General features: G+C 67.2%; 21 protein-coding genes and 2 pseudogenes. 12 read left to right on the top strand and 11 right to left on the bottom strand.

The genetic code is table 11. From position 1 onward, the window contains the following. Positions 1-22: 22 nt before the first annotated feature. Positions 23-547, top strand: a pseudogene (locus tag ON32_RS18335) (FAD-dependent oxidoreductase); the annotation flags it as partial. Positions 548-734: 187 nt separating this feature from the next. Here the strand turns inward: ON32_RS18335 and ON32_RS18330 are convergent. From ON32_RS18330 to ON32_RS29635, 4 genes and pseudogenes are all read right to left on the bottom strand, one after another. Further along, a complete protein-coding gene (locus tag ON32_RS18330; protein WP_373284321.1) occupies positions 735-1,532 on the bottom strand; it encodes a TioE family transcriptional regulator in 798 nt (265 codons plus the stop codon). A gap of 119 nt (positions 1,533-1,651) precedes the next feature. After that, positions 1,652-2,494, bottom strand: coding sequence for an ATP-binding protein (locus ON32_RS18325; protein WP_373284324.1), 843 nt, complete (start codon positions 2,492-2,494; stop codon positions 1,652-1,654). After that, a pseudogene (locus ON32_RS30860) lies at positions 2,486-2,725 on the bottom strand (AAA family ATPase); the annotation flags it as partial. The gene ON32_RS18325 and the pseudogene ON32_RS30860, both read right to left, overlap by 9 nt. An 18-nt stretch (positions 2,726-2,743) precedes the next feature. Then, on the bottom strand, positions 2,744-2,899 hold the full coding sequence (locus ON32_RS29635; RefSeq protein ID WP_217998075.1) for a hypothetical protein: 156 nt from the start codon (positions 2,897-2,899) through the stop codon (positions 2,744-2,746). A gap of 316 nt (positions 2,900-3,215) precedes the next feature. On the opposite strand from ON32_RS29635, the gene ON32_RS18320 reads away from it, so the two are divergent. Then, positions 3,216-4,082 (top strand): Fpg/Nei family DNA glycosylase, encoded by an 867-nt coding sequence (locus ON32_RS18320; RefSeq protein WP_040792151.1) that lies wholly within the window; start codon positions 3,216-3,218, stop codon positions 4,080-4,082. A gap of 6 nt (positions 4,083-4,088) precedes the next feature. Here ON32_RS18320 and ON32_RS18315 read toward each other — a convergent pair whose 3' ends face one another. From ON32_RS18315 to cobF, 4 genes are read right to left on the bottom strand one after another with little or no spacing between them, the layout of a single operon-like run. After that, on the bottom strand, positions 4,089-5,651 hold the full coding sequence (locus tag ON32_RS18315; RefSeq protein WP_083874613.1) for a carboxylesterase/lipase family protein: 1,563 nt from the start codon (positions 5,649-5,651) through the stop codon (positions 4,089-4,091). Between the two features lie 14 nt (positions 5,652-5,665). Continuing rightward, positions 5,666-7,108, bottom strand: coding sequence for a dihydrolipoyl dehydrogenase family protein (locus tag ON32_RS18310; protein WP_040792150.1), 1,443 nt, complete (start codon positions 7,106-7,108; stop codon positions 5,666-5,668). 9 nt (positions 7,109-7,117) lie between these two features. After that, positions 7,118-7,363, bottom strand: coding sequence for a DUF2630 family protein (locus ON32_RS18305; protein WP_040792207.1), 246 nt, complete (start codon positions 7,361-7,363; stop codon positions 7,118-7,120). Positions 7,364-7,399: 36 nt separating this feature from the next. Then, entirely contained in the window at positions 7,400-8,155 is a 756-nt protein-coding gene (gene cobF, locus ON32_RS18300; protein ID WP_040792149.1) for a precorrin-6A synthase (deacetylating), read from the bottom strand. Between the two features lie 119 nt (positions 8,156-8,274). Here cobF and ON32_RS18295 point away from each other — a divergent pair, with 119 nt between their 5' ends. The 6 genes from ON32_RS18295 (at position 8,275) to ON32_RS18270 (ending at position 12,569) form a co-directional block, all read left to right on the top strand. Further along, the gene (locus tag ON32_RS18295) at positions 8,275-9,111 is read left to right on the top strand and encodes a thymidylate synthase (protein ID WP_051133395.1); all 837 of its coding nucleotides are present in this window, start codon (positions 8,275-8,277) and stop codon (positions 9,109-9,111) included. Beyond that, entirely contained in the window at positions 9,108-9,614 is a 507-nt protein-coding gene (locus tag ON32_RS18290; RefSeq protein WP_040792148.1) for a dihydrofolate reductase, read from the top strand. The genes ON32_RS18295 and ON32_RS18290 overlap by 4 nt, the downstream gene beginning before the upstream one ends. Positions 9,615-9,738: 124 nt before the next feature. Further along, positions 9,739-10,065, top strand: a complete 327-nt coding sequence (locus tag ON32_RS18285; protein WP_040792147.1) for a cupin domain-containing protein — start codon at positions 9,739-9,741, stop codon at positions 10,063-10,065. A 52-nt stretch (positions 10,066-10,117) separates the two neighbouring features. After that, positions 10,118-11,164, top strand: a complete 1,047-nt coding sequence (locus ON32_RS18280) for a Dyp-type peroxidase (RefSeq protein WP_040792205.1) — start codon at positions 10,118-10,120, stop codon at positions 11,162-11,164. Then, on the top strand, positions 11,161-11,961 hold the full coding sequence (locus ON32_RS18275; protein ID WP_040792146.1) for a family 1 encapsulin nanocompartment shell protein: 801 nt from the start codon (positions 11,161-11,163) through the stop codon (positions 11,959-11,961). The genes ON32_RS18280 and ON32_RS18275 overlap by 4 nt, the downstream gene beginning before the upstream one ends. A 77-nt stretch (positions 11,962-12,038) precedes the next feature. Next, complete coding sequence (locus tag ON32_RS18270) at positions 12,039-12,569, top strand: hypothetical protein (RefSeq protein WP_040792204.1); 531 nt, start codon at positions 12,039-12,041, stop codon at positions 12,567-12,569. 23 nt (positions 12,570-12,592) lie between these two features. Here the strand turns inward: ON32_RS18270 and ON32_RS18265 are convergent, their stop codons facing one another. Next, positions 12,593-14,212 carry an acyl-CoA dehydrogenase family protein gene (locus ON32_RS18265; RefSeq protein ID WP_040792145.1) on the bottom strand — a complete coding sequence of 540 codons (1,620 nt, stop codon included), beginning with the start codon at positions 14,210-14,212 and terminating at the stop codon, positions 12,593-12,595. Positions 14,213-14,276: 64 nt separating this feature from the next. Between ON32_RS18265 and ON32_RS18260 the strand changes: the two genes are divergently transcribed. Beyond that, complete coding sequence (locus ON32_RS18260) at positions 14,277-15,038, top strand: crotonase/enoyl-CoA hydratase family protein (RefSeq protein WP_040792144.1); 762 nt, start codon at positions 14,277-14,279, stop codon at positions 15,036-15,038. 54 nt (positions 15,039-15,092) lie between these two features. Then, on the top strand, positions 15,093-16,625 hold the full coding sequence (locus ON32_RS29475) for a hypothetical protein (protein ID WP_040792143.1): 1,533 nt from the start codon (positions 15,093-15,095) through the stop codon (positions 16,623-16,625). Between the two features lie 93 nt (positions 16,626-16,718). On the opposite strand, the gene pgi is transcribed toward ON32_RS29475, so the two are convergent. Further along, entirely contained in the window at positions 16,719-18,356 is a 1,638-nt protein-coding gene (gene pgi / locus ON32_RS18250; protein ID WP_040792142.1) for a glucose-6-phosphate isomerase, read from the bottom strand. Positions 18,357-18,479: 123 nt separating this feature from the next. Between pgi and ON32_RS18245 the strand changes: the two genes are divergently transcribed. Further along, complete coding sequence (locus ON32_RS18245) at positions 18,480-19,934, top strand: NAD-dependent succinate-semialdehyde dehydrogenase (RefSeq protein WP_040792141.1); 1,455 nt, start codon at positions 18,480-18,482, stop codon at positions 19,932-19,934. 166 nt (positions 19,935-20,100) lie between these two features. Here the strand turns inward: ON32_RS18245 and ON32_RS18240 are convergent, their stop codons facing one another. Next, the gene (locus tag ON32_RS18240; RefSeq protein ID WP_040792140.1) at positions 20,101-20,394 is read right to left on the bottom strand and encodes a chorismate mutase; all 294 of its coding nucleotides are present in this window, start codon (positions 20,392-20,394) and stop codon (positions 20,101-20,103) included. Between the two features lie 497 nt (positions 20,395-20,891). Here ON32_RS18240 and pcrA point away from each other — a divergent pair, with 497 nt between their 5' ends. Next, entirely contained in the window at positions 20,892-23,381 is a 2,490-nt protein-coding gene (gene pcrA, locus ON32_RS18235) for a DNA helicase PcrA (RefSeq protein WP_083874612.1), read from the top strand. The last annotated feature ends 9 nt before the right edge of the window (positions 23,382-23,390 follow it).

Here is a 23,390-nt window from a genome sequence, read left to right as displayed (position 1 = left end):
ACACTGCCCAGCCGGGTGACCAGTCTGGACCGTCGGTTTCGGTGTGCCCGACCTGGCCCGTCGAAGCGGGCTGAGCACCGACGCCATCGGGCGGCTGCTTACCGACGAGACGTTGACGAGCGTGGACGACGACCACATTGTCGCGGCCGGGGATTCGGCGGCGCCGTCGGGACTGCCGCTGCGAATGAGCTGTCAGGCCGCGATGCCGCTGGGCGCGCGGGCCGCCGACACGGTGCTCGACCGGATCGCCGGCGCGCCGCCCGAGACCCTCAACGAGGTGTTCGCCGGACAGTGCATCAGCCTGGGCCGACGCGCCGGAATCTTCCAGTTCGCCCACCGCAACGACATGGCGCTGTGGTTCCACATCGCCGGCCGCCTCGGCGCGAAGGCCAAAGAATTCGTGTGTAAGGGCATTGTCGAGCACATGGCCGACGAGGCACGCGAACCCGGCTCGTACAAACTGCACCGTGTTTCGGGAGGTTCCGTGCGTGAGCGGCGGCTACAGGTCGAGCGCGGCAAGGCGTCGCCGATCACAGCCGACCTGTAGCCACATATACCTGTAGCCACATATTCAGAAATCGATCTCGTAGCGGTACCACTGTCGAGGGTTGCCGGCTTCGTAGCGATGGGCCCGATGAGGCTGCCACCCGGTGGCGGCGAGCCGGAATCGATACAGGAATGCGATCGCGGAACCCGACACCGACGGGCAGGGCCGAAGTCGGTGTCGACCGATGTCACGGTGGCGGCGATGCGGTGATGTCGAGGATATCCAGATAACGGTCGAGCCGGGCGGCCGCCGTGAGCATGGCACGTCCCCGTTCGGTGAGCCTGCGCTGCCAACCGTCCAACGCGCCGGCCAGTGCGGCCGTGCCGCCGGCTTCGCGGATCCGGTGGATCACGGTGGAGATATGGGCCAGGGGATAGCCGCCGCGTCGGAGGAGATGGGTGAGCTCGGCATCGCGCACATCGCTTGCTCGGTAGACGCGATATCCGGTGATCGGTTCACGAGCGGGTGCGAGAATGCCCGCCTCCTCCCATTTGCGAAGGGTCGTGGGGGTGACATTCAGCCGGTGTGCGAGTTCGCCGATGGCGCGGGTCCCGAGGACCACCGGTCGCGGCGAAGCGGCGTCCGCCTCCGTCGTCAGATGTGTTATCGCTTTTCGCACCGCGTCGAGGGTGTCCCGGTCACGCTGTAGTTGCCGATGGCCGTGGTCGATGATTCGCAAGGCGTGGTCGAGGTCGCCCGTATTGAGCGCGTACATGATCCGTCCGGCCGCCGAGTGACCATAGGCCGGTACGAGTGCGAGGAAGGCGCGTAGTGCCGTCGCGTGCAGCTCGGTGTAGACGCGGTAACCGCTACGGGTGCGCTCCGCGGGCGGGAGGAAGCCATCCCGTTCGTAGTTGCGGACCGCCTGGGTCGAGATGCCGTGCTCACGGGCCAGATCCGAGGGACGCAGGGTGTTCTCCGTTTTGAGGATGTAGCGGTGCTTGGGGGGAAGAATATAGAGGTAGGTCCCGATACCCTCCTTCAACGGTGTGATAGAGGCGCATGGGTCGGCTTCGTAATCCGTGCCTTGTGAGCTGTTATCCCTTGGTGAACCGACACATGAGGAACCGGAACTTCGAGAGCAACCACCCGATGGTGATGAGATCAATCGATCGACGTGGTCCACAGTGCGCTGATCGGTAGGCACGACAGCCCTTCGCCGAACGGGAGCTGCTGGTCGCCGCAGTACAGGACGAAGCCGGCATGGAATCTCTCACCGAGACGACGCTGGAGCAGTCGCAGGCCGCGGAAGTCCGCGGCGCGGACGGTTTCGGCGGCCTTCACCTCGATGGCGACGATCCGGCCGATGGTGTCCTCCAACACGGCATCGACCTCGTAGCCGTCGCGGTCGCGGTAGTGGTGCAGGCGGGCCATGGTGTGACTCCAGCTCGATTGCCGGGTCAGTTCCCCCAGGACGAAGGTTTCGATGATGCCGCCGACGGTCGTGTCATTGGCGACGCCGTTCAGCAGGTGCGCGGCCAGTCCCGAATCGGTGAAGACCAGTTTCGGGGTGGCTGTCGCGCGGGTGGTCGCGTTGGCCGACCACGCGGGTATCGGACGGATCAGATAGACGAGCTCGAGTAGGCCCACGTACTCCCGGACCGTGGCCGCCGGCATGCCGAGATCCGACGCCGGCCGGCTGTAGTTGAGCAGACCACCGCTCTGCGCGGCGAGCGCCGCTACCAGGCGGCGCATATCGGACACCCGTTGAATATCGGCCACTTGGCGCACATCGCGGCTCATGATGTCGTCCAAGTAGGACCTGAAGAACTGTGTTCGGCGGCGCGGAGTGCTCCTGCGTACCGCTTCGGGGTAACCGCCGCGCGAGGCGATGGCGAGGTAGTCACGGCGTCGAAGCTCCGAGGGGCCGGCTCGTACTCGGGTCCCCTCGGCGAATACCGCATCGATGAAACCATCCGGTTCGCCGAGGATTTCCCCTTGCGACAAGGGGAAGAGTTCGATGGTTTCCGAACGTCCGGGCAATGCATCCGGCAGCGAACTCAAACCCAGTAACCGTGCAGATGCGGTCAGCAGGAACCGTCCGGGTCGGGGGTCTCGATCGACGGTGTTCTTGATCGCCAACCACAGCTCCGGGACCCGTTGGATTTCATCGATCAGCATGGTCCCGGGGGCATCCAGAAAAGCGACCGGATCGGCCATGGCGCTTTCTCGGGTACGGGGATTGTCGAGATACCGTTACACCGTATCCGGCCGCCCGCGCACACAGCGTTCCGCGAGTGTGCTCTTACCCGTCCGACGTGCGCCGTTGATGATGACGACACGGGTGTCGGCGAGTGCTTCCTCGACCAGGTTCGCCGCTCGTCTGAGCAGGTAATCGACTGCTTGGCGCATGGGGTACAGGGTAGATCAGCTTGTTGATCTGCCGAGGACCATGCCGTGGATCTGCCGAAGGGTTTGTTGTTGATCTGCCGAAGTAATAGTTGTTGATCTGCCGAGGGTTATGTTGTGGATCTGCCGATAACCGCATCATGGATCTGCCGTGGGGCGCCGGTTTCACGAGACCGGAATATGACCGGTCATCCGGTCCGCGACGATGCGCGCTGCTGCCGATGATGTCCATCGGTGTGATCCGCGCACGAGCAGAGTCGATGCCGCCCAAGTGACCGAACGGCCCGATGATGTCGGTGGGCGTGGGTAGCCTTGGCCCGTGCCCGAGCTGCCGGAGGTGGAAGCACTGGCGCGGTTCCTGCGAGAACACGCGGTCGGTGCCGTGGTGGGGCGTGTCGATGTAGTGGCATTGAGTGTGGTCAAAACCTTCGACCCGCCGGTGACGGCCCTGTCCGGTCGGGACGTGACCGACACCGGACGATGGGGCAAGTTCCTGGGCCTGGACTGCGGTGGACTCTGGATGATCACCCACCTGTCCCGGGCGGGATGGCTGCGTTGGACGGACAACCCCGCTCGGACACCGCCGAAGCCCGGTAGGGGACCGCTGGCATTGCGGGTGCATTTCTTCACCCCCGAGGGCGACACCCCCGCCTTCGATCTCACCGAGGCGGGCACCAGGAAACGGCTCGCGGTTCATGTGGTGCGTGATCCCGAGCAGGTCCCGGGCATCGCTCGACTCGGTCCGGACGCGCTCGCGGTGAGCGAGGACCGGTTCGCCGAAATCCTCGCCGGCACCACACAACGGATCAAAACCGCCCTGATCGACCAAACCCTATTGGCCGGAATCGGCAACGCCTACTCCGACGAGATCCTGCACACCGCAAAACTTTCCCCGTTCGTCACCGCTAAATCTCTTGCGCCGGAGCAGATTTCCGAACTATATGCGGCAATGCGCACGGTGTTGCTCGACGCGGTGGGCAGATCGGTCGGACAGGACGCGGCCCGGCTCAAAGGCGAAAAACGTTCCGGTATGCGGGTGCACGCCCGCACCGGTATGCCCTGCCCGGTCTGCGGTGACGATGTGCGGGAGGTCGCCTACAGCGAGCGGTCCTTCCAGTACTGCCCCACCTGTCAGACCGGCGGTAGGGTTCTGGCCGATCGGCGGATGTCGCGGCTGCTCAAATAGCCGCGGTCACACCGCCTCGGTGGCGTCGGAATCCGGGTCGTCGCGCTCGACGTGGGCCGGATGCACCGGTGATGTCCTTCGGATCCCCTCCCACGCCAACCGTCGCGCGCGGTGCGGGTCGTCGTCCACCCGGCCGGGATGGTCGATGATCAGGGTGCTGCGCCGGTCCACGGTATAGGCCGGCCAGGACGACAGCGGCGCCCCGGTACGAGCGAACTGCAACCAGTTCTCCTGGAACTGGTCGGTCACCGACCGCATACCACGGCGACCACCCGCGGCGGTGAGCGCCCTACCCCAGGAGGTGTCGCCGCCGCCGAACACCGGGATGAGGTCGGTGGCGTGGGTCGCCCCCAGCCCGGCCAGTTTCAGCGAGCGCGGAGCGAAATCGTATCGATAGGCGTAGGTGGGCGCATGGCGGTTGTGTCCGGCCATGACCTCGACCGAGGGTCGCCAGAAGGTGTAGTCGCCACCGAGCTGGACCGCCACGTCCGCGCGGGGAAAACCGGGATAGGCCTGGAGTACCCGGCGGGTCGCCTCCTCCCCGGATGCGGCGAGGATGGCGCGCAGCCGCCGCGGATCGGTCGGCAGCGCGTCGGCGAAGCGCGCGAACAGGGCGCCTTCGTTGCGGCAGGTGCCGATGATCAGCGGTACCCGATGCGCATTGCCGTCGAGGATGGCGTCGAACGGCAACTGCGGTAGCAGCTCACCGTCGACCACGGGCGCGGTCGGGAAGAACCCCGGATAGTCCTGGGCCATTTTGCGCAGGGCCCGTTGATAGGCGCGACGGATCGCGTGTGAATCGCTGTCGACGAGCGCTTTGTGGGCGTTGTCCGGAGAGGAGAGGAAACTCACGCACAGTCGCGCGAACATTCGGGCCTCTTCCCGGGTGACGCCCCAGTCGGCGGGCGCGCTCTGGGCAATCGCGCGGTGGAACAGACCGGCGGACGCCGGGGTGGCCAGCAGGCTCAGCACCGCGTGCGCGCCCGCCGATTCGCCGAAGACCGTCACATTGTCCGGGTCACCGCCGAACGCGGCGATATTGCGCTGCACCCATTGCAGGGCGGCGATCTGATCGCGCAACCCGAGGTTCGAGTCGAACGGATGCGCCTCGGTGCCGAACTCTCCGAAATCCACATACCCGAACGCGCCCAGCCGATAGTTCAGCGATACCACGATCACATCGCCGCGCAGCGCCAGTCGCGACCCGGAATACAGGGTCAACGCGGAGGTGCCGAATATGTATCCGCCGCCGTGGATGAACACCATCACCGGGCGGGGGGGCGAAGACGGGGAGGCAGGCGCGACGATATTCAACGTCAGCGCGTCCTCGCTCATCTGCTGGATCTGCCGGGGGCCGATTCGCGTGCCGAAACGGGGCTGGATGGCGGCGGCCCGGAATTCGGTCGCATCGTGTACGCCGCTCCACGGCCGCACCGGTTGCGGGGCGCGGAATCGCAGTTCACCAACCGGCGGGGCCGCGTAGGGGATGGCCCGCCACCGTGAGACGCGTCGACCGCGGCGGCCGCGGACGACGCCGTCGGTGGTTGTGATATCGATCGGTGCCACCATCTGCCCGATGGTATCTACTCGCGGTAACGCTCCAATAGGTGTAACCAGAATTCACCGACCGTCGGGAAGGCGGGTACGGCATGCCACAACGACTCGAGCGGGACCCGACCCACTATCGCGATGGTGGCGGCATGGAGTTGTTCTCCCACCCCGGGGCCCACGAATGTCGCTCCGAGCAGGGTTTCGGTGGTGGTGTCCACCACGATCGCGGCCGTGCCCGCGTACCCGTCACGCGCCAGTGACGACCCGGCGACCGCGATATCGAGTTGTATCGTCCGCACCGAATATCCCGCGCGGCGTGCGGCGGCCTCGGTGAGCCCGACCGAGGCGATCTCCGGTTCGGTGAAGACCACCTGCGGTATCCGGTCGTGGTCGGCGGTCGCGGCGAATCGCGGCCGGTCGAGCGGGCGGCCCTCGGCGCGGGCGGCGATCACGTCACCGCAGACTCGGGCCTGATATTTGCCCATATGGGTGAGCGCTGCCCGACGGTTCACATCCCCTACGGCGTAGAGCCAGTCACCGGCCACGCCACGCACGGTGAGCCGATCGTCGACCTCGAGCCGGTCGGGTTCCAGGCCGAGGGTCTCCAGGCCCAGGTCGTCGGTGTTCGGCCGCCGCCCGGTGGCCACCAGGATCTCGTCGGCGGTGAGTGTGGACTCGCCGTCGGGGCCCTGTGCGATCACGGTGACCGTGCCGCCGTGAATCCGTCCCTCACCGGTCGCCGCGGGCGCATCCCGCTCCACCCGAACCGGTTGGGTGCCGAATCGAATGTCCACCCCGCGTTCGGTGAGCGCATCCGCCACCCGCTGCCCGGCGAATGGTTCCGCGGCGGCGAGCAGGGTCGATCCGCGCACCAGCATGGTGACCTCGGCGCCGAGCATCGACAGCCAGGTCGCCGCCTCGCACGCCACCACACCCCCGCCGATCAGCACCACCCGTTCGGGAACCTCGTGCAGGTTGGTGGCGTCGCGTGAGGTCCAGGGGAGAGCGGCGGGCAGTCCGGGCACATCGGGCACGACGGCGCGACTGCCGGTGGCGAGCACCACGGCGTGCCGGGCGCGCAACGTGCGATCCCCGACCCGCACCCGATAGGGCTCGGTGAGCCGGCCGGCACCGCGGATGACCTCGATTCCGCTTTGTGTGGCCCAGTCGATCTGGCTCGAGTCGTCGTGATCATGGTCGTGGGCGTGCACGAACTCGTCGCGGCGGCGCAATACCGCCTCGATATCGAGTCCTTCGACCCGCACGCCCGGCAGGGCCCGCGCGGCGGACAGCACCTGCCCCGGTCGCAGTAGCGCCTTGCTGGGGATACACGCCCAATAGGAACATTCTCCGCCGAGCCGTTCCCGCTCGACGATAACGGCGGTCCGGGAGCTGCCCGCGATGGCATACGCGGCGGCGATCTCGCCGGCCGGGCCGCCACCGAGCACGATGACGTCGTACTCGACGCTGTTCATGCGGCGGCGCTACTGGAGGTAACCCTCGACCTGCGCGGCCGGATTGGGCGCGGCGTCATCCGGGGACCTGCCCGCGTCGAGCCGGGCCCGCCGCTGCCGCAGCAGATCCCAGCACTGGTCGAGCATGACCTCCAATTCGGCCAGTTTGCGGCGCTCTTCCCGAGGGTCGAGCTCCCCGCGCTCGGCCCGCGACCGCAGGTCGTGCTCGTGGTCGACCAATTCTTTGATACGCCCGAGAATGTCCTGTTCGGTCATGCGAACCATGTTACGACCGTGCCGTCGGGCCGACGGTCACTCGATGTCGGCGCCGTCCGGTGGTTGGAGCAGGTAGGTATCCATGATCCAGCCCTTACGGGTGCGCAGTTCGGCCCGGCGACGCAGGATCTCGGCGGAGACGTCGCCGACCCGACCCGCGATCAGGGTTTCGTCGGGCATCCCGAGATAGGCGCCCCACCGGATGTGGGTTTCCGGATCCAGTTCGGTGAACGCGCAGTCGCCGTCCAGCATCACCACCGTCGACCGGTCGCCGAGACCGTCGGCGCGCAACCGTCGACCGGTGGTGATGTGCACGGGTTCACCGATCCGGTGCAGCACCGTGCGGTGTCGGGCGGCCAGCGCCTGCACACTGGTCACCCCGGGGATCACCGTGTAGTCGAAGTGGAGCGCGCCGCGGGCGAGTATGCGTTGCACCATGCGCAGGGTGCTGTCGTAGAGCGACGGATCACCCCAGACGAGAATCCCGCCGACCCCATCTGTCAGTGCGAACGCCTCCTCCAACAGCAGCGACCGCCGTTCGTGCCAATCCCGCACCTCCCCCTGATAGTCGGTGGGCGCGCGGTCGCGCGGCGGGTCGGGAATCTCCACGACCCGGTACGGGCGGTCCATGTGTTCGGTGAGTATCGCGGTGCGCACCTCGACGAGTTCTTGTTTCTCGGCCCCCTTCCCGATCACGAAGAACACATCGACCCGACGCATGGCCTTGATCGCCTGCACCGTCACCTGATCGGGGTCACCGGCGCCGATACCGATCACGTACAGCTCTCGCATGGTCCCAGCTTCGCAGGGGTCTCCCGGCCCGAACCGTCCGCCCATCGGATCGCCCCCGGTGGTCGGGTTCCCGCCCGCGTCCTCGCAGGCGGCGCCATCGAACCCAGTAAGCTCGGCCCGTGGCCAGCGCACCGAATACCCAGACCCCGGATCCGCGACGCCCGGACACCCAATACGAGGACCTGCTGCGGCTCGTGCTCGACTCCGGCGCCGCGAAATCGGACCGCACCGGTACCGGCACCCGCAGTATTTTCGGCCACCAGCTGCGTTACGACCTGTCCGCAGGGTTCCCGCTGATCACCACCAAGAAGGTGCATCTCAAATCCATCGTCTACGAACTGCTGTGGTTCCTGCGCGGCGACGCCAACGTGCGCTGGCTCCAGGACAACGGCGTGACGATCTGGGACGAATGGGCCGATGCCGCCGGGAACCTGGGCCCGGTCTACGGCGTGCAGTGGCGTTCCTGGCCGACCCCGGACGGTCGACACATCGATCAGATCACCGAGGTCTTGCGCACTCTGCGCACCGACCCGGATTCGCGGCGCATGATCGTCTCCGCCTGGAATGTCGCCGACCTGGACAAGATGGCGTTGGCGCCCTGCCATGCGCTGTTCCAGTTCTACGTGGCCGACGGCAGGCTGTCGTGTCAGCTGTACCAGCGCAGCGCCGACCTGTTCCTCGGAGTGCCGTTCAATATCGCCAGTTATGCGCTGCTCACCCGGATGGTCGCCCAACAGACCGGGTTCGAACCCGGCGACTTCATCTGGACCGGCGGCGACTGTCATATCTACGACAACCACGTCGAGCAGGTCACCGAACAGTTGAGTCGCACCCCGTACCCGTTCCCCACCCTGCGCCTGCGGCGGGCCGAATCCCTGTTCGACTACCGCTACGAGGATGTGGAAGTCGTCGACTACCGGTGTCATCCGGCGATCAAGGCGCCGGTGGCGGTGTGACCGCGCAGTCGCCCGCTCGCACCGTCGGCCTGATCTGGGCGCAGACCCCGCGCGGGGTGATCGGCGCCGACAACGCCATACCCTGGCGGATACCGGAGGATATGGCCCGGTTCAAGGCCGTCACCATGGGGCATCCGGTGGTGATGGGCAGGCGGACCTGGGATTCGCTGCCCGAACGGTTCCGTCCGCTACCGGGTCGCCGCAATATCGTGGTCAGCAGGCGATCGACGTGGGCGGCCGACGGCGCCGAACGTGTCGGATCGGTCGAAGAGGCACTGCGGAGCACCCATCCGGAGGACGTCTGGGTCATCGGTGGCGGTGAGATCTACCGGCTCGCCCTGCCGCACGCGACGGAACTGTTGATCACCGAGGTGGACAGCGATATCCCCGGCGACACCTACGCCCCGACCCTGGGGCTCGAATGGCATACCCGCGACGACGAGACGTGGTCGCGGTCCTCGGCCGGTCCGCGCTACCGCATCCGTCGGTTCGTCCGGGCCTGACCGGAAACCGGCCATCTCACGCGGAGTCGAAAAACACCGGAACCCCGGGCCGAGGTCGGGCATACTCGGGTTGACAGCCCGCGAGCACAGCCCACTCGCGGACGCGCCCTGCGAAAGGCGGTTCATGGACAAGAAATCGCTGACAGCACTTGCCCGCCAGCAGCTCAAACTGGCCTCCACCGCGACGAGCGGCCGCAGCTCGCAAACGGTTTACGGCGGTCACGCACATTCGCTCCGTCAAACCGTGGTGGCCCTCACCGCCGGTCAGAGCCTGGCCGAACACGACAACAACGGAGAGGCCACCCTGCTGGTGCTCTCCGGGACCCTCACCCTCATCAGCGGCGCCAACGAATGGAAGGGGTCCTCCGGTGATCTGCTCGTGGTTCCCAAGGCGCGACACAGTGTCAAAGCGGTCGACGATGTCGCGTTCCTGCTGACCGTGGCAATGTAATACGGGTGACAGCTCACATCACCATCGGATGGGGACGACGGGGGTGCCGGATATGAGCGAACCCCAACCCATCCTCGACCCGCTCACGCCCGCCGCCCTGTTCCTCGTCGCCACCATCCGCGCCGGTGGCGAGGAGAAGGTGCGTGGTCTGCTCGAAGATCTTCCGGGACTTCGTCGTTCGGTCGGGTTTCGACTGCCCGGCGCCGACCTGAGCTGTATCACGGGGATCGGCGCGGTGGCCTGGGATCGGCTGTTCACCGGCCCCCGCCCCGCCGAACTGCACAAGTTCCCCGGCTACACCGGGCCGCGCCATCACGCCCCCGCCACGCCCGGCGATCTGTTGTTCCATATCCGCGCCCAGGTGCACGACGCCTGTTTCGAACTGGCCATGGCCATCGCCGACCGATTGGGTGATGCGGTCACCTTCGTCGACGAGACCGTCGGGTTCCGGTATTTCGAACAGCGTGACCTGCTCGGATTTGTCGACGGTACGGAGAACCCGGAAGGGGTGACGCCGGATTCCCCCGCCGGACGCGCGGTGTTCATCGGCGACGAGGACCCCGACTTCCGCGGCGGCAGCTATGTGATCGTGCAGAAATATCTGCACGATATGAGCGCCTGGCGGGCGCTGCCGGTACCCGAACAGGAGCGGGTGATCGGTCGGACCAAACTCGAAGATTTCGAGTTCGCCGAGGACGACAAACCCGCCGATTCTCATATCGCCATGGCAGTGGTGGTCGAACCGGACGGCACCGAACGGCAGATCCTGCGCGCAAATATGCCCTTCGGCAGTATTCGCGACGGTGAATTCGGCACTTATTTCATCGGGTACTCGGCGACCCCGCGCGTCACCGAGATCATGCTGGAACGTATGTTCCTCGGCACCGACGAGGCCTCCCACGACCGCATTCTGGATTTCTCCACCGCCGTCACCGGCTCACTGTTCTTCGTCCCCGCCCAGAACTTCTTCGAGGAACTACCCGATTCCCCCGGCACGGCCGACCTCGCCCATATCGAGGAATCCGGCCGGTCCGCGCCGTCGTGGGGCGCGGATGGTTCTCTCGGTATCGGCACCCTGAAAAGGAGCACTTCGGTATGAACAACCTCCACCGCGAACTCGCCCCGGTCACCGCCGCGGCCTGGGCGGCGATCGAGGAGGAAGCGACCAGGACGTTCAAACGGCATATCGCCGGCCGTCGGGTGGTCGATGTGTCCGGCCCACACGGCCTCGACTTCTCCGCGGTCGGCCTGGGCCGCACCGTTCCCATCGCCGCGCCCGACGAGGGAGTGCAGGCGCGACAGCGGATGGTGGCTCCGCTGGTGGAATTGCGGGTGCCGTTCACGCTGTCGCGCGAGGAACTCGACAATGTGGAGCGCGGCGCCCGCGATACCGATCTGGACGCGGTCAAGGACGCCGCCCGCAAGATCGCCTTCGCCGAAGACCGCGCCGTCTTCGAAGGTTATCCGGCCGCCGGTATCACCGGGCTCCGCTCCGCCCTGTCCAACGAGCCGCTTCAGCTGCCCGACGATCCGCTGACCGTCCCCGAGGTGATCGCCCAGGCATTGAGCAAGCTCCGACTCGCGGGAGTGGACGGGCCGTATGCGGTACTGCTCAGTGCCGACCTGTACACCAAGGTCAGTGAGATCTCCGATCACGGGCATCCACTGCGCGCCCATATCGAGCGCATCGTGCCCGGCGGCGAGATCATCTGGGCGCCCGCCATCGACGGCGCGTTCGTACTCACCACCCGTGGGGGCGATTTCGACCTGACCCTGGGACAGGACCTGTCCATCGGCTATCTGGACCACACCCCCGAAACCGTCGAGCTGTATTTCCAACAAAGTCTGACCTTCAACGTGTACACCGCCGAGGCCGCGGTCGCCTTGCACTCCTGAACCGGCCTTATCCGGCCGGCGCCGGTACCGTGTGGCGCGGAACACCCCGCCGGGTGTTGAGCGGACCGGGAGGCGAGATGAAAACGGTGCAGGCGGGTGTCGTGCCCCACCGTCGAGTGCTGGGCTACACCCTGGTGGGTATCGGGATCGTGGTGGCGTTCGGGGTGGTGGCGGTGCTGATGTTCGGCCTGTACCGCGTGGGCACCGGCCTGGCCGTCGGGGCCGTCGCCGCGACCGCGGCCCTGGTCGCGCTGTTCAACCGGGACGCCGTCATCCTCACCGACCGGATCATCTACCGCCGCACCCCGTGGTCGGTGGACGGTATCGACTGGGATCGGGTGGTTGCGGGGCGGTTCGGCCTCGACGAGCGGGGCCGTTGGTCACTGGCCCTCGACCTGAACGGCGGAACGGAACCGCACGGGGAGCTGGTGCTGCTGTCCATCCCGCCGGTCACCGGCCCGGTGAGTGGCGCCTACGATCTGCGCAAACGGGAGCAGGTGAACGAGATCCGGGACATGTTGCGCCGGAAGAAGGTGCCCGTGACCGTGTTGCCCGAGATCGCGGGAGCGCTGCACGAGCATTGGAAGATCGCGCCCCCCACCGGCTGAGAGGCGCGATCTCACCACCGAGCTCAGACGAACGCGCGCTCGATAATGGCCCCGGTGTCCACACCGGTCGGCAGGGTGCCGAAGGCGATACCCCAGTCACCGGCGAGACGGGTGGCGCAGAACGCGTCCGCGACGGCCGCGTGTCCGTGTCGTACCAGCTGCGCGCCCTGCAACACCAACGCCATCAGCTCGACCACCCGTCGGGCCCGGTACTCGATATCGGAGAGGTCGGCCAGTTCCTTGCCCACCTGGGCGATCGCATCGTCCAGCCGAGGGTTGCCGCCCTTGGCCAGGGACACCTCGGCGAAATACGCCTCCACCGTCTCCGGGCTGCGGCCCATGGCCCGCAGCGCGTCCAGCGCCGCGACATTGCCCGACCCCTCCCAGATCGACATGAGCGGCGCTTCCCGATACAGCCGCGGCATCCCGGACTCCTCGGCGTAGCCGTTGCCGCCCAGGCATTCCAATGCCTCGGCGACATGCGCGGGCGCCCGCTTGCACACCCAGTACTTGGTCACCGCCAGCGCGATGCGGCGCAACGCCGCCTCGGCCGGATCACCGCTCGCCCGGTCGGTGGCCCCGGCCAACCGCATCATCACCGTGGTGGCGGCATCGGATTCGATCACCAGATCGGCCAGCACATTGCGCATGGCCGGCTGGTCGATGAGCGCGGCGCCGAACGCCTTGCGGTGGCGTGCGTGGTGGACCGCGAGCACGGTGCTCGTACGCATACCTGTCGCCGAGCCGATCACGCAGTCCAGCCGGGTCATGTTCACCATCTCGATGATGGTCTTGACCCCGGCGCCTTCCGCACCGACCAACCATCCGGTGGCGTTCTCGTATTCGATCTCCGACGAGGCATTGGACTTGTTACCCAGCTTGTCCTTGAGCCGCATGATCCGGATCGGGTTGCGGGTACCGTCCGGCAGCACCCGCGGCAGCAGGAAACACGACAGCCCGCCCGGCGCCTGGGCCAGGGTGAGGAACATATCCGACATCGGGGCGGAGGTGAACCACTTGTGCCCGACGATGCGATAGGAGCCGTCGGGTTGCGGGGTCGCGGTGGTGGTGTTGGCGCGGACATCGGAGCCGCCCTGTTTTTCGGTCATCGACATACCCGCGATGAGCCCGGCCTTGGTGGACGGTTCGCGCAGCCCGAAATCGTAGGTGCGTGAGGCCAGCAGCGGTTCGTATTTCGCGGCCAGCTCCGGGTTGTGGCGCAATGCCGGGACGGCGGCGTAGGTCATGGAGATCGGACACATGTGCCCGGCCTCCGCACCGCCCCAGGTGAAGAATTTCGCCGCCCGCGCCACATGGGCGCCGGGCCGGTCGTCGATCCAGGGCGCGGCGTGCAGACCGTACCGGACGGCGACCCGCATCAGCTCATGCCAGTACGGATGGAACTCCACCTCGTCGATGCGATGGCCGTAGCGGTCGTGCGTATGCAGGACCGGCGGGTACTCATTGGCCAACCGCCCCCAGTCCTGTACCTCCTCCGATCCCGCGAGCACCCCCAGTTCGCGGACCTCCGGTTCGGCCCAGCCCGCCCCCTCACGGTGCAGACCCTCCAGAAGCGCTGGATTGCGAGACATGTCGAACGGCGCGAGCGGCGGCACCTGGTTGAAGACTTCGTGTGTCGGCATCGGCACTCCTGGACTGGTATCGATTTTCTTCTGCGTGCGACACGCGTACCCGTAAGGTCGAGATGTGAGCGTACGAGTTGAACACGCGGGCCCGGTTACCACGGTAATCCTGCACCGACCGGAGGCCCGCAACGCCGTCGACGGACCCACGGCCGCGGCACTGGCCGATGCGTTTCGCGCCTTCGACGCCGACCCCACCGCGGCGGTCGCCGTGCTCTGGGGCGACGGCGGTACGTTCTGCTCCGGAGCCGATCTCAAGGCGATGGGCAGCGAGAAATCCAACCGGCTCGCACCGGACGGTGACGGACCCATGGGCCCCACCCGACTGCGACTGTCCAAACCGGTTATCGCCGCCGTCTCCGGTTACGCCGTCGCGGGCGGTCTGGAACTGGCGCTGTGGTGCGATCTGCGCATCGCCGAACAGGACAGCACCTTCGGGGTGTACTGCCGGCGCTGGGGCGTTCCTCTGATCGACGGCGGAACGGTGCGGTTGCCGCGCATCGTCGGCACCGGACGGGCCATGGACATGATCCTCACCGGACGCCCGGTGAGTGCGCCGGAGGCATTGCAGATGGGGTTGGTGAGTCGGGTGGTCCCCGCCGGGGACGCCCGCCGGGTGGCCGAGGAGCTCGCCGCCCAACTCGCCACACTGCCGCAAACCTGTCTGCGTTCGGATCGGCTGTCGGTACTCGAACAGGAGGGGCTGGACGAGGAGACCGCCATGCGCGGCGAGTTCGAGCACGGGATGGCCACGCTCGGGGAGAGCGGACTGGAGGGTGCGCGGAGGTTCACCGCGGGGGAGGGGCGGCATGGCGAGTTCCGGTGAGCGCACGGATATATCTGCGCGGCCGGATGGAGACCGTCGACCCGATCCGAACGTATGCGCAGGCTGAGCGTCGTCGACGAGATCTTCCTGCGCACACATCGCGGGATGGGGACGCCGATCGCGCTCCAGGGACTGTGGCGGACCGTGGACCGGGTCGACCCACTCCTCCTGGAGCGGGTGCACGAGGCGCTACGGTTCGGTCCTCTCGGCCGTCGCGTGGTCCGTTCCCGCGTCCCCGGCGCCCGGCCCCACTGGCAGCGGTGCATCCGGGCGCATCCGCTGGACCACACCGACGCGCCGATTCCCGCCGCGGACCTTCTCGGCTGGGCCGATACCCGAGGTGATGACCTCGATCCCGAGCAGGGCCCGGGGTGGCGACTGTCCGCGGCCGCGGTGGACGACGGCGGCTTCGTGGTCGCCCTCACCTGTTCACATGTCCTGGCGGACGCCCGAGGTTTGATCCTGGCCGTCGCGGCCGCGTTGGAGGCTTCGGCGCTATCGGGCGGGGGAAATGTGGGGGCGGACGGGTCGGATCGCAGGTGGGGCGCCGAGCGGTGCGGGGATCACGGCGTATCGGATTGGGCGGATGCCCGGCGGCAGTGGTCGGTGGTGGTCGGCGGGACGGTTTCGGCATTGTCCGGTGGTCTCGCTCGGTTGTTCCGGATATCGGGCTCGGACCTGTGCGCGGATGCGGATATCGATAAGAGTCTGCGCGGTCGTCCGACCGCCATCACCGGTCGGTCGGTGCCCGAAGGGCCACCGATTTCCGGTTCGTCCGGGCCGGTGGGCGCACCGGTGGGCAGCGTCGATCGAGGCGAAGCGGCCATATCCGGCGGGTCCGCGGGAATATCGGCCGGAGCCGAACGTGATCCGGTGGTCGAGGCTCCCATTCGCCCCTCGAGTGGCGTCGGGCAGTGGGGCGGTCCGGCGCGTACCGCAGCACTGCCCGTCACCGGGGTGGTCGTGCGGTGTCCGGTGCGGCGATGGGATCGGGTGGCGGCCGAGCACGGTGGAAGTGCCAACAGCCTGTTCGTCTGGTTCGTCGCGCACACGCTGTGGGCGAGCGGGTTTCCGGAGCGGGGGATCAATGTGAGCCTGCCGGTCGACACCCGGAGCGAACCGCATATCGACAACGATCTGGCGATGACCGGTATCACGGTCGAGCCGGCCGACGGGCCGGCCGAGATCCTGGCGAAATGCCGGCTCGCCTATCGGCGCCGGGTATCGAGCCCGGGCGGGCTTCCGGAGGAGATCCTGCAGGTCGTCCCGGACCGGCTCGCCCACCTGATGTCCCGTGGCGCCGGGGAACGCGACATTCTCTGCTCCAATATCGGACCGCTCCCGTCGCGACTGCTCACCTTGGGTCCGTACCCGTGCGCGGGCGTGGCCACCCGTGCCATCCATCCCGGTCTGACCGTCGCCCGCCGACCCCGCACCCGTCTGTCGGGTTATCTGTGCCGCACGCCCGACGAGTACGGGCTCACCTTGACGGGCCTGGACCCCGATCGGATCCCCACCGACTCCGCCTTGCGGGCCTTGGCCGAGCACACCGCCACCGAGCTCGGAGTGCCCGTGACGTTCTGGTGATCAGCCGCGTCGCGACTCGCCCTCGGCCGTGATGATCGCGCCCCAACGGTCGGACGCACTCCGCGGCGGGGATATCCGATGCGTTCGCGCGGGTCAGCGGTGCGCCCTATACCAGCGGATCAGGCCGTCGGTGGAGGAATCGCCCTGCGGTGCCGGTTCCTGTGCCGAGGTGAGTAGCGGAGCCAATGCCAGCGCCTGTTGTTTGCCGAGTTCCACACCCCACTGGTCGAAACTGTCGATACCCCAGATACTTCCCTCCACGAACACCTGGTGTTCGTAGAGCGCGATCAGCTGTCCCAGCACGGAAGGGGTGAGCTGTGGCGCCAGGATGGTTGTGCTGGGCCGGTTACCGGGCATCACCTTGTGCGGCACCAGCTCGGGTGCGGTGCCCTCGGCGGCGATCTCCTCGGCCGTCTTCCCGAACGCCAGCACCTTGGATTGCGCGAACAGATTGCTCATCAGCAGGTCGTGCATACTGCCGGTGCCGTCCCTGGTGGGCAGATCGTCGGTGGGTCGGGCGAATCCGATGAAATCGGCCGGAATCAGCCAGGTGCCCTGATGCAGCAGCTGATAGAAGGCATGCTGGCCGTTGGTGCCGGGTTCGCCCCAGAAGATCTCCCCGGTCGAGGTGGTCACCGGGGTACCGTCGGCGCGCACCGATTTGCCGTTCGACTCCATGGTGAGCTGCTGCAGGTAGGCCGGGAAACGAGCCAGATCGTTGGAGTACGGCAGCACCGCCCGGGTCTGGGCGCCGAAGAAGTTCGAGTACCACACGCCGAGCAGCCCCAGCAGGACCGGCGCGTTCTCCTCCAGGGGCGCGGTCGCGAAATGGCGGTCGATGGTGTGCATTCCGGCCAGGAAGTCGCGGAAGTGTTGCGGGCCCACGGTCACCATCACCGACAGTCCGATGGCGGAATCCACCGAATAGCGTCCGCCGACCCAGTCCCAGAAACCGAACATATTCGCCGTATCGATACCGAACTCGGCCACCCGTTCGGCGTGGGTGGAGACGGCGACGAAATGTTTGGCCACCGCGTCCTCGCCGAGCGCGTCGACCAACCAGCGGCGGGCCGCCGTGGCATTGGTCAATGTCTCCAGGGTGGAAAAAGTCTTGGACGCCACGATGAACAGGGTGGTGGCCGGATCCAGCCCGGACAGTTTCGCGACCAGGTCTGCGGGATCGACATTCGATACGAAACGGGCGTCGATTCCTGCGGTGGCGTAGTGGCGCAGGGCCTGATGCACCATGACCGGCCCCAGATCGGAGCCGCCGATACCGATATTGACCACGGTGCGGATCCGTTCGCCGGTTGCGCCGCGCCAGGAACCCGACCGCACCGATTCGGCGAATTCACCCATGCGGTCCAGCACCCGGTGCACCTCGGCGGTCGCGTCCACACCGTCGATGGTCAGCGTGGCACCGGCGGGCAGCCGCAGGGCGGTATGGCCTACCGCTCGGTCCTCGGAGGTGTTGATGTGTTCACCTCGCAGCATCCGATCCCGGTGCTCGGGCACCCCCGCCTCCTGCGCGAGCTCCACCAACAACCGCAGTGTTTCCCGGGTCACCCGATGCTTGCTGTAGTCGATGTGCAGGTCCCCCGCGGTGAGGGTCAGATCCCGTCCGCGCTCGGGATCCTCGGCGAACAGATCCCGAAGCCGACTGCCGGAGACCGCGTGGTAGTGATCCTGCAGTTTCCGCCATGCCGCAGATGCGGTGATGTCGCTGCTCACGCCGCCGAGGTTACAAGCCGCCGGGGCGCGGCGCATCGAAAAGCTCCGTCGGGCGCGGGAAAACGCATGTCGGTGGGCGCGCGCATCCTGTTCTCCCCGGGGGATCGGGCATAGCCTGGCGTCATGGTGTCGATCAACGAACTCCTCGAATCCGTACCGACGCAGCTGTGGATAGGAGGGCCGGTCGACGCCGCCGGCGGGGGCACCTTCCCGGTGCACAACCCGGCCGACGGGCAGGTCTTGACCCATGTCGCCGACGCCGGTCCGGAGGATGCCGTGCGCGCCCTGGACGCGGCCGTCGCCGTCCAGTCCGAATGGGCCGCCACCCCGGCCCGTGAACGCGGTGAGATCCTGCGCGCGGTGTACGAGCGGATCACCGCCCACGCCGAAGAGTTCGCCCTGCTGATGACCCTGGAAATGGGCAAGGCGCTCCCGGAGAGTCGCAACGAGGTGCGCTACGGCGCCGAGTTCTTCCGATGGTTCGCCGAGGAAGCGGTACGGGTGCACGGCCGCTATCTGCACGCACCGTCCGGGACGGGTCGGATCATCGTGCACAAGCAGCCGGTCGGCCCCTGTCTGGCCATCACACCGTGGAATTTTCCGCTGGCCATGGGAACCCGCAAGATCGGTCCGGCGCTGGCCGCCGGTTGTCCCATCATCGTCAAACCCGCCTCGGCCACCCCGTTGACCATGTTGCTGCTGGCCCGGCTGTGCAGCGAGGCCGGGCTGCCCGATGGTGTGCTGTCGGTGATCACCTCCAGCCGTTCCGGTGCGGTGACCCAGACGCTGCTCGACGATCCCCGGCTGCGCAAGCTCACCTTCACCGGCTCCACCGAAGTGGGGCGGATGCTGGTGGAGAAGTCGGCGGGCGGTCTGCTGCGCACCTCGATGGAACTCGGCGGCAATGCGCCGTTCGTCGTCTTCGACGACGCCGATATCGATGCCGCCGTCGCGGGGGCGATGCTGGCGAAGCTACGCAATGGCGGCGAGGCGTGCACCGCGGCCAACCGCTTCCACGTCCAGCGTGGCGTGCTGGACGAGTTCACCGACAAGCTGGTGCGGGCGATGAGCGAACAGGTGCGTATGGGGCCGGGTACCGACCCGGACACCACTTTGGGGCCATTGGTCAGCGAAGACCAGTTGCATATCGTCGCGGAACTGGTCGACGACGCGGTTTCCGCCGGTGCCACTGTCCGGCTGGGCGGTAAGGCGCCCGAGGGGCCCGGCTGGTTCTATCCGGCAACGATCCTCACCGATGTTCCTCCCGAGGCCCGCATTCTCCGGGAGGAGGTGTTCGGGCCGGTGGCGCCGATCATCGGTTTCGACACCGAGGAAGAAGGCCTGGCGGCCGCCAACGACACCGAGTACGGCCTGGTGAGCTACGTCTACACCCGGAACCTGGACCGGGCCCTACGGGTGGCGGAGGGACTGGAGAGCGGGATGGTCGGGGTGAACCGCGGCGTCATCTCCGACCCGGCGGCCCCGTTCGGGGGTGTCAAGGCCTCCGGATTCGGACGTGAAGGCGGCACCGAGGGCATCGAGGAGTACCTGTCGACCAAATACATCGCTTTGACCTGAGCTCTCGTCCGCGCGCCGACCCGAGGAGGAGATCGGCGCGCGGCAACGAGATGACCGCCCCGAGGCATGGACACCCGGGGCGGTCATTGGGAAGCGACGATCACGGGGAACGCCGCGTGGTTTCGATGGGCCGGGAAGACAGCGGCCCGACAGCGCGCGGGTCGCGTTACCGGCCGAGCCGGCCACGTCCGAGGCGCAGCAGCAGCATGGCGAGGGTGTGGCCCTCCTGACCCAGTTCGCTGAAGCGTTCCAGCACCTTCATCTCCCGACTGTGCACCAGTCGGGGCCCACCGGACGCCATCCGGGTCCTGCCGATGATCCGCGAGATCTCGGTCCGCCGCTTGATCGCGGCGAGGATCTCCGCATCGAGCCGGTCGATCTCCTTGCGAAGCTTCTCGATCTCGGCCTCGGTGTGCGGCAGAGCCGAATCCGACCCGGTCGTCGTGGTAGAGGTGCTCATATTCCATCTCCTCGTGTCAGAACCCGGATCGGTCGCGGGGCTGTGCTCGTTACCGATTCCAGTTCCTTCACCGTGAAAAACCGGCCCTGTTCGGGCCTTGCATTGCAATGTCCCCCCAGCGTCTCCCGATCGGGGCGCTCAGGTGCCAGGTCCTCGACCTCGCGGACCGGCGCAGATCCGAAATGGATGCCCGATGGGAGGTATGACCATGAAGCCAGTCTGCCACGCTCGACAAACTATGCAAAACGCTAACGATAGGACAGCGGGCCTCGTCGGACGCACCTCGCTACCGCCGACTCGTCGGTAGGTGTTCGTATCGTGCCGATCTCGGTATCCGGGTGTGGCGCCGATTCGGCCGGCCGGTCGATCCTGTCGGCTCGCACCGGTAGCGTTGAGCGACGATGGACACCACTGTGGCTTCAGCACATCGCGAGCCGACGCCCGGTAAGCGGGCGTCGGAGGATTCGGTTCGGACGGACGCGTCTCCGGGTGGACTGATGGCGCAACAACAGCGAATCCAGGCCGAGCAGGCACGGCAGCGCGCCGAGGCAGCGACGTGGCGTGCCGAGGAGGCCGACCGCTTGCTCGAGGGGCTGAACCCGCAGCAGCGGGCGGCCGTCCTGCACACCGGGTCGCCGTTGCTCATCGTGGCGGGCGCCGGCTCCGGTAAAACCGCGGTGCTGACCCGCCGGATCGCCTACCTGTTGGCCGCACGGGGTGTCCGGCCGGGGGAGATCCTCGCCATCACCTTCACCAACAAGGCCGCCGCGGAGATGCGCGAGCGGGTGGTCGGGCTGATCGGGCCGCGGGCGGCCACCATGTGGGTCTCGACCTTCCACTCCAGTTGTGTGCGCATCCTGCGCAACCAGGCGGCGCTGCTGCCCGGGTTGAACTCCAACTTCTCCATCTACGATGCCGACGACTCCCGTCGTCTGCTCACCATGATCGCCCGGGATCTCGACATCGATCCCAAGAAGTACTCGGCCCGCCTGCTGGCGACGGCCATCTCCAACCTGAAGAACGAGCTCATCGGCCCGGGGCAGGCCGCCGTCGACGCCGAATCCGATCCGGCCGAACTGCCCCGGGTGGTCGCCCGGGTCTACGACGAGTACCAGCGGCGGCTCCGCACGGCCAATGCGCTGGATTTCGACGATCTGATCGGTGAGACGGTGGCGCTGCTGCAGAACCACCCCGAGGTGGCCGAGTACTACCGGCGGCGTTTCCGGCATGTTCTGGTCGACGAATACCAGGACACCAACCATGCCCAATACGTGCTGGTGCGCGAATTGGTGGGACATGGGGCGGTGGGGGTTCCCACCGACGAGGACCCGACCGCCGAACGCCCCCCCGTTCCGCCCGGGGAACTGTGTGTGGTCGGTGACGCGGACCAGTCCATCTACGCCTTCCGCGGCGCCACCATCCGCAATATCGAGGAGTTCGAACGCGACTTCCCCGATGCCGAGACCATCCTGCTGGAGCAGAACTATCGCTCCACCCAGCACATCCTCTCCGCCGCCAATGCCGTGATCGCCCGTAACCAGAACCGACGGGACAAACGGTTGTGGACCGAGGCCGGAGACGGCGAGCTGATCACCGGTTATGTCGCCGACAACGAACACGACGAGGCGGCCTTCGTGGCCCGCGAGATCGATCGCCTGGTGGATTCGGGGGAGGCGGGCTACGGCGATATCGCGGTGTTCTACCGCACCAACAACAACTCGCGGGCGCTGGAGGAGATCTTCATCCGAATGGGCCTACCGTACAAGGTGGTGGGCGGCGTCCGCTTCTACGAACGCAAAGAGGTGCGCGATATCGTCGCCTACCTGCGGGTGTTGGAGAACCCCGAGGACGCGGTGAGTATGCGCCGCATCCTCAATACGCCCCGCCGCGGTATCGGCGACCGGGCCGAGGCCTGTGTGGCGGTACACGCCGAACAGCGCGGCATCGGTTTCGCCGCCGCTCTGCGCGATGCCGCCGAGGGCAAGGTGGCGCTGCTGAACACGCGGGCGCGCAATGCCATCGCCGGATTTCTCACGTTGTTGGACGAGATCCGGGCAGCGGGCGAGACCGATGCGGACTTCCCGGATGTCGGCGCGGTGGTCGAGGCGGTCCTCGACCGGACCGGCTACCGGGCGGAGTTGGCGGCCTCCGATGATCCGCAGGACGGTGTGCGGCTGGACAACTTGAACGAGCTGGTGAGCGTGGCGCGGGAGTTCAGTTCCGAGGCCCGCAACAATGCCGAGGCGGCGCGCGCCGAGGGGCTGGTGCCCGAATCGGCCGAAGGCGAACCCGATCCCGGCTCATTGGCGGCGTTCCTCGAACGGGTGTCCCTGGTCGCCGATACCGATCAGATCCCGGAAGAAGGGTCCGGGTTGGTCACGCTCATGACCCTGCACACCGCCAAGGGTCTGGAATTCCCGGTCGTCTTCGTCACCGGTTGGGAGGACGGCCAGTTCCCCCATATGCGCGCCTTGGGGGATCCGGCCGAACTGGCCGAGGAACGCCGCCTGGCCTATGTGGGGATCACCCGGGCCAGGCGCAAGCTCTACCTCACCCGTGCCGTGGTGCGGTCCGGCTGGGGGCAGCCGGTATCGAATCCGGAGTCTCGGTTCCTGCAGGAGATTCCGGAGCATCTGATCGATTGGAAACGGTTGGAGCCCGAGGGACCGTCTGCTCCGGTGCGGGGACGCAGACGGGGTGACGAGGGCTTCGAACGTGATTGGACCCGCGGCGACGGATGGGGGGATTCGGGTCGGTCCGACCCGCGTCCGGGTATTCGGGAGCGGCGTCCGGCGCCTCGGGCCGCTCGCAACAACTCCGATCTGGTGCTCGCGGTGGGGGACCGGGTGAGCGATGACAAATACGGTCTCGGCCGGGTCATCGCCGCGGACGGTTTCGGTCCCCTGGCCACCGTCACCATCGACTTCGGCACCGCGGGCAAGATCCGGCTCATTCCGCAGTACAGCCGCACCCTGGTCAAGTTGTGAGCGCAGTCG

Origin of the sequence: Nocardia paucivorans NBRC 100373, from assembly GCF_000308675.1 — a bacterium.
GTDB lineage: Bacteria > Actinomycetota > Actinomycetes > Mycobacteriales > Mycobacteriaceae > Nocardia > Nocardia paucivorans.
Note: the sequence above shows the minus strand (reverse complement) of the source record. Positions and strands in the feature narration are given on the sequence as shown.